Raw genomic sequence first — 6,849 nt, forward strand, 5'->3', positions numbered from 1 at the left:
AAATTTTTTTTCTTGTGGAATGGGCCCCAGAGCCCGTTCCAAAATTTGATTAAAAGGATTTTTGCAAGAGGTCTATTTAATTCTCATTCCTTAGCATGAACTAATCCCATCGCGTACGACATTTTTATTTGCTTTTTTGCTGAATACCTGCTACAGATAGATCGGAGTTCTTTACTAATAGCTAGCCGCCGCTATTATCCATAAATTTAGAGGTCGGCTATTTATGCCTTTAGCCATTTATATGTAGCTGATTAAAAAATTTCTTAGGCGGGCTTGAATTTTTACTGTCAAGTCTCGCATTCTCTGAGATTGAGAGGTATGATGTCTTTAGATTGAACCTAATGACTGTGTAAGTATTCATAGGAGAAGTACGAAAAAATACGTAATCCTACAGATATAAAGCGCCCGACAGAGACGGGTATCTCTAAGTAGATACGGTTTCAGTCACGATCGGCGATCGTTAAGTAATTGATTTCTGCAACAGGGGTGCACGCATGACCGATCTGCTTAAACTACAAGAAACTGCCAGTTACAACGAGCGATCGCTCAAAACTCTGGTAAGAGCCATCGCGATGTCTCAACAGCAATTCTCGCTAATTTTGGTGCGCTGCAACTACGAGCAGTTGCGGCAGCGCTGGGCGCAGCGGCTGCGAGAAATCTCCGCAGTTCCAATTCAATATCTCGTCCTGCCAGCATCCGTCAAAACCCTTTACACTACCCTACAGGCAAACACGTTCCAGATCGAGTCTTCGGCTGTCGGTTCCGCCTCGGCTTTGATGGTATTCGGTTTAGAAACAGTAGTAGCGATCGACGAACTGATGGCCTCTACCAATCAAGTGCGAGACGAATTTCGCAAAAATTTTTCCTGCCCGGTAATTTTGTGGGTAACAGATGACATCGTGACCAAAATGATTCGTCTGGCCCCGGATTTCAAAAGTTGGGCCGCCGCCACAATTAAATTTGAAATGGCCGTTGACGAATTAATTAATTTCCTGACTGGACGGGCCGATACTATATTTAAAGTAGGCGAACTCGATCGAGAACTCGGCAGCAGCACCGCCGGCACCCTCGCTAGTTTTGTCACCCGCGAAACCGACTGGGAAAAACGCGCCCAAGAGTGCGAAATCAGCTTCTCTGAACGCTTTCTCAACTTTAACTCTGGGCCCCAAAACGGACGACAATCAGATGTCCGCTCCTATTCGCCCTTGAGTCCGGGTAATACCCTCGATTTGGCGATCGGCTCTTTGTCGCGCCGAGAATTAGAATTAGCTTTAAGAGATTTACAAAATCGCGGTCAAGAATTAGAACCCGCCCTCAAAGCCAGCCTGCAATTCGTTCTCGGTCGAGATTACTATGTCAGCGACCAAACCGAAACTGCCTTAATTCACTACCAAGAAAGCTTAGTATTTTGGCAGCAGCAAACCGGCAACTGGGAACTCGAAAACTGGGAACATTCCGAAAACCGACCAACCCTCTCCTCCTCCTTGTCGAATCCTGTCCCCAACATCCTATTTTTAGAGAGAGAAGGCATAGTGCTGTTTCACATAGCTTTGTGTCACCGCTTGCAAGCCGCCAGAAATCCGGTAGCCAACCGCCACCACTGGGAACAAGCTTGGATTAGCCTGGAACAATCTAGAAACGCTTTCTCCCTTGCCGAGCGCCCCGAATTGGTAGCTGAGGTGACAGCACACCTCGGACAAGTGCTGCAACGCTTGAAAGCTTGGGGAGAGTTGCAAGCATTAGCTGAAAATTCTTTGCAGTTGCACTTCACTTACGGTACTGCCAGCCAACTAGCTCAAGATTACGGCTTTTTGGCTGAAGTTGCCCTGCAACAGTCGAGGTGGAGTCAAGCCCGCCAATTAGCAGAGTTGGCTTTAGCGATTTTAGATCAAACGCCTAACGATTTGAGATTGCTGATTGAAGATTTGAGATTGGGGTTTGAGGGAAATTATCCTGAATTTGTGGGAACTAACGAGTCAAGCAACGAGCCCAAATCTAAAATCCAACATCCCAAATCCGACAGAAGTTCGTATCTTTTACTGCTAGCCCGAAGTTTGCGGCAGCTAGGCCAGTGGGAAGCGGCGGTTCATTCTTTGGAGTTGGCTCAAGCTCAAAGCGAGCCGAAGTACGACCCCCGACTTTACATCGATATTTTGACGGAACTGCAAGCGGTTTATTTCGAGCAGGGAGAGTATCTTAAAGCTTTTCGGATCAAAAAAACCCAAAGGTCGATCGAGTATCAATACGGATTTAGAGCTTTTATCGGAGCCAGCCAATTGCAGCAGCAGCGACAAGCCGTCAATCCTTCGAGCCCCTCAGCCCAAAATCAAGCCGCTCTCGCAGCGTCCATGACAGCTTACTCGCGCCAAACAGATATCAATAGGTTGCTAGAAAGAATTAGCAGGGACGACCATAAATTAACTATTATTCACGGGCCCAGCGGAGTCGGAAAAAGTTCTCTAGTCAACGCCGGCTTAGTACCGGCTTTGAAAAATATTACTCCGGGCGCGCGGGATACCTTGCCCGTAGTAATCAAAGTTTACACCGACTGGCTGGTGGAATTAGAAAATGCTTTGAACGGCGCGCTGTACGACAAACAAGCCGAAGAGGAAAGGAAATTAATCGCCAAAGGAGTACAAGAAATCCACAAAAAAAGTTGCTCGGTTATCCCCGCTCGCAGCTCGGAAATCTCCTCTTTTATTATAGAGCAGTTGCGCGAAAATGCCAGAAATAATTTGTTGACAGTGCTGATTTTCGATCAATTTGAAGAGTTTTTCTTTGTTTCGACCTCAGTGGCACAAAGACAACTTTTTTATAAATTTTTGCGCTTGTTTTTGAATGTGCCTTATGTTAAGGTAATTCTGTGTTTGCGCGAAGATTATTTACACTACTTATTGGATTGCGATCGCTTCCCCAATCTTGACGCTATTAACAATAATATTCTCGACAAAAGCATCCGCTACCAACTGCGGAGTTTTTCTATCAAAGATGCGCGGGCTGTCATCGGACACTTAACGGAACGGGCGGAATTTTATTTAGAGCCGGCACTGATTGATGCTTTCGTGGAAGATTTAGCAGACGAACTGCAAGAAGTGCGGCCGATCGAATTGCAGGTAGTGGGAGCGCAACTGCAAGAAGAAGGTATTACCAGTCTAGCACAATACCAGCAATTAGGCGACAATCCCAAAGCAGAATTAGTGAAGCGATCGCTCGAAGGAGTCATCTCTGACTGCGGCCCGGTTAACGAAGATGCAGCTTGGAAAATTTTGTTTTCCCTGACAGATGAAAGAGGCGTTCGGCTGATTAAAACCAAACACGAACTCTCGTTAGTGACAGGCCAGCAGCCAGCAGATGGCGGCGAAACCGAATTATCGGCGATCGGCAGAAACCGAATTTCCCTAAAGCGACAGTTCGCTGCATACCCAGAAAGCCCACAAAAGAAAACCGACAACCTCGACTTAATTTTAGACATTTTAGTCGGTCACGGTTTGCTATTTCTGCTGCGTGAAGCCCCCGAAGACCGCTATCAATTGGTACACGACTATTTAGTGCGGCCGATCCGCCAAAGATTCGGCTTAGAAGCCAGACTTCACAAAGCAGAAGCGGACAAAAAAATGAGTCAAGCACAGCTCTACCGAGCCAATACTTTTCTCAAACAACTGCTGGGAGTAGCAGTAATCGGCGTACTGCTGCTCACCAGTTCCACGATCGCCGCCGTAAACTTTTGGTGGCGCGCTGTCGGTCAAAAACAGCTAGCTGTCGCTCAAACTCAGCGAGCCGAAATTAGTACCCTCACAGCAGCTTCAGAAGCACTATATTTCTCAAACAACAAATTTGACGCCATGATGGAAAGTTTGAGAGCGGGTAAAAAGTGGAGACAGCTCGAACACTCCAAAGAAATACACACCCTCAAGGACACCGAAATTCTGATTTCTGCCGCCCTCCAGCAGGCAGTTTACGGCGTCAAAGAACGCAACCGCTTGGAGGGACACGGCGACGTAGTTTGGGGTCTGGCTTTCAGTCCTGACGGCCAAACAATAGCTTCTGCCAGCGTAGATAAAACGGTTAAACTTTGGAAAACCGACGGCAGTTTGCTGGCAACTTTTAAAGGCCACACTAACAGCGTCGCCTGCGTCGCTTTCAGTCCCGACAACAAAACCATCGCCTCGGCAAGTTTAGATAAAACTGTCAAAATTTGGCAAACAGACGGTACAGTGCTTGCAACTTTAACAGGCCACACTAACAGCGTTACCAGCGTTGCTTTTAGCCCCGACGGTCAAACGATCGCCAGTGCATCTACAGACAAAACTATCAAACTTTGGAAAACAGACGGCACGCTGCTGCGGACGATCGAACAATTTGCTCCCGTAAATTGGCTCAGCTTCAGCCGCGACGGCAAAATAATCGCCTCGGCGAGCGATGACGGTAGTGTGAAACTGTGGAGTTCTGACGGCAAGTTAATCGCTAATTTGTGGCACAGCGAAAACAGACAACCCTCGAAAATTTACACCGTCAGTTTCTCCCCCGACGGTACACTGCTTGCCAGTGCGGGTGAAGACGCAACGGTGAAAATATGGAGCATCGCTGCACTAAAACACCCAGCAAGACGAAATTCCAAACAGGCAAAAAACGGCGAACTGCTAACAACTTTGCGGGGACACAGCAAGTGGGTATTTGGTGTCAGTTTCTCTCCTGACGGTCAAACACTTGCTTCTGGAAGTGCAGACGGGACTGTCAAACTCTGGAGTCTGGCTGGTGTTGGCGACAAACGCCCAACGGATGCTAGCAATATTAAACCGGAGAGTCGCTTGCTGAGAACTTTTGAGGGACACGCCGATCGAGTTACTCAGGTGAGTTTTAGCCCGGATGGCAAAACCCTGGCTTCGGCAAGTTTTGACAAAACACTCAGGCTGTGGCGGCTCGATGACGTGCCGCTCAAAACCCTCGACGGACACCAAAACCGGGTGCAAAGCGTTACTTTCAGCCCCGACGGCCAAAGGCTGGCTTCTGCTTCTACGGACAAAACTATCAAACTCTGGAGCCGCACGGGAGTTTTGCTGGAAACCTTGGAAGGACACACTCAGAGAGTCGCCAGCGTCAGTTTCAGCCCTGACGGACAGCTACTTGCTTCTGGGAGTTACGACAAAACGGTGAAAATCTGGAGTTTGAAAAAAGATGGTACGAGTAATATTCTCCCCTGTCCTTCGGCTCCCCTGTTCCCCTGTTCGCCTTCTGTGCTGTTCAGTCTCGACGGCCACACCGACAGCGTGATGAGCGTGAGTTTTAGCCCTGACAGCGAGATTGTCGCTTCGGCGAGCAAGGATAAAACCGTGAAACTCTGGACGAGAAACGGCAGGTTGATTAAGACTTTGACGGGACACAAAGGCTGGGTGACTGGGGTGACATTTAGTCCCGACGGAGAAATGCTGGCTTCTGGGAGCGATGACGGTACTGTCAAACTCTGGAATCGGGACGGTCGTTTGCTGAGGACTTTTGAAGGGGCTCACAACAGTTTTGTGTTGGGGGTGGCTTTTAGCCCTGACGGCAAAATGCTGGCTTCGGCTGGTTACGACAATTCGGTGAAGCTGTGGAAGGTGGACGGGACTTTGGTGGCGACGCTGCTGAAGGGTTCTAGCGACAGCGTGACTAGCGTGGGTTTTAGCCCGGATGGTTTGTTGATTGCTTCGGGCAGTTATGACCATAAGGTGAAGCTGTGGAGCCGCAGCGGGACTTTGCTGAAAACTTTGACGGGTCACAAGGATAGTGTGATGAGTGTGAGTTTTAGCCCGGATGGGAAGGTTCTGGCTTCTGCGGGTCGGGATAATCGGGTGATTTTGTGGAATTTGGATCTTGACGATTTGTTGGTGAGGGGCTGCGATTGGGTGGGGGATTATTTGAGGACTAATCCTAATGTGAGCGATCGCGATCGGCGTCTCTGTGAGGGGGTAGCGCCTAAACCTTAGTTTTAGTCTTTTGCTCCTTTCATTTTTTCTTGGGATACAGTTGAAACAAGCTCAAATTTTTCAAAGGATTTTTTACTATTTTGATTCGGGAAACATTAGTAGTAAGTAGCTAAAACAATCGGAGTTTTTTTGGTAGAGTTCGCATATCTCTCTTGCTGAGTCACCATCAAAAATACAACTTCGCTCTTCAGCCATAGCTGCTAAGTTAAACATTCTACGTTCTTCTGCTGGCCATTGAATTTTCATCCATTTCTCCCAAGACCAACCCCTTGAATCAAGTTTTTCTAAGTTAATGGAGCGAGCTGGTATTGGCATCGGAGTTTTGAAAGGTGATGGGTCGAGCAGTCGGGATTTTTCTTGAGCAAACATTTCTTTCCCGAAATCGCTGAAACAATCTAAGTTTTTTTCAATTTTGGCAACTAAGGCTCGCACTTCGCCAAATTGTTCAAAAGTCCACAGCACGTTAGCTAACTGATAAAGAATTACAGGATTGGATGGATCGTACTTCAAAGCCTCTCTATATAGGGGCAGTACCTTGTTGAACTTTCCATACCCAAACCAGAGGCGATTCGCTTCATCAAACAACCGCTTTGCGTCGGGGAACATTAGTTGTAAATTACCCAAACACTTGTCGTTTTCTTGCTCCAGTTTTAGTCTCTTTTTTTTTGATTCAGAACTGATAAACGGCAAACTTCGCTCGACGCCCAGGGCGGCTAATTTAAACATTCTGCGCTGTTTAGCTACTGATGCAATACAACTCCATTGTTTGTGAGATAAACCCCTTAAATCAGGTGCTTCTAAGTCTATTGAGGGCTTGCTGAATAAGTAAGAAAACAGCATTCAGAAGGATGAATTAACTCCTGAGCAAGTAGAAGGGATAAGTTTT

At 47.3% G+C, this 6,849-nt stretch carries 2 protein-coding genes; one reads left to right on the forward strand and one right to left on the reverse strand.

What is annotated here, in order from left to right:
* Positions 1–494 precede the first annotated feature (494 nt).
* Entirely contained in the window at positions 495–5,963 is a 5,469-nt protein-coding gene (locus QUB70_RS31135) for an nSTAND1 domain-containing NTPase (protein ID WP_332985612.1), read from the forward strand.
* 75 nt (positions 5,964–6,038) lie between these two features.
* Here the strand turns inward: QUB70_RS31135 and QUB70_RS31140 are convergent, their stop codons facing one another.
* Positions 6,039–6,803, reverse strand: a complete 765-nt coding sequence (locus QUB70_RS31140) for a hypothetical protein (protein ID WP_332985613.1) — start codon at positions 6,801–6,803, stop codon at positions 6,039–6,041.
* Positions 6,804–6,849: the final 46 nt, after the last annotated feature.

This window comes from Microcoleus sp. A003_D6, assembly GCF_036702825.1.
In the GTDB taxonomy this organism is placed as follows: domain Bacteria; phylum Cyanobacteriota; class Cyanobacteriia; order Cyanobacteriales; family Microcoleaceae; genus Microcoleus.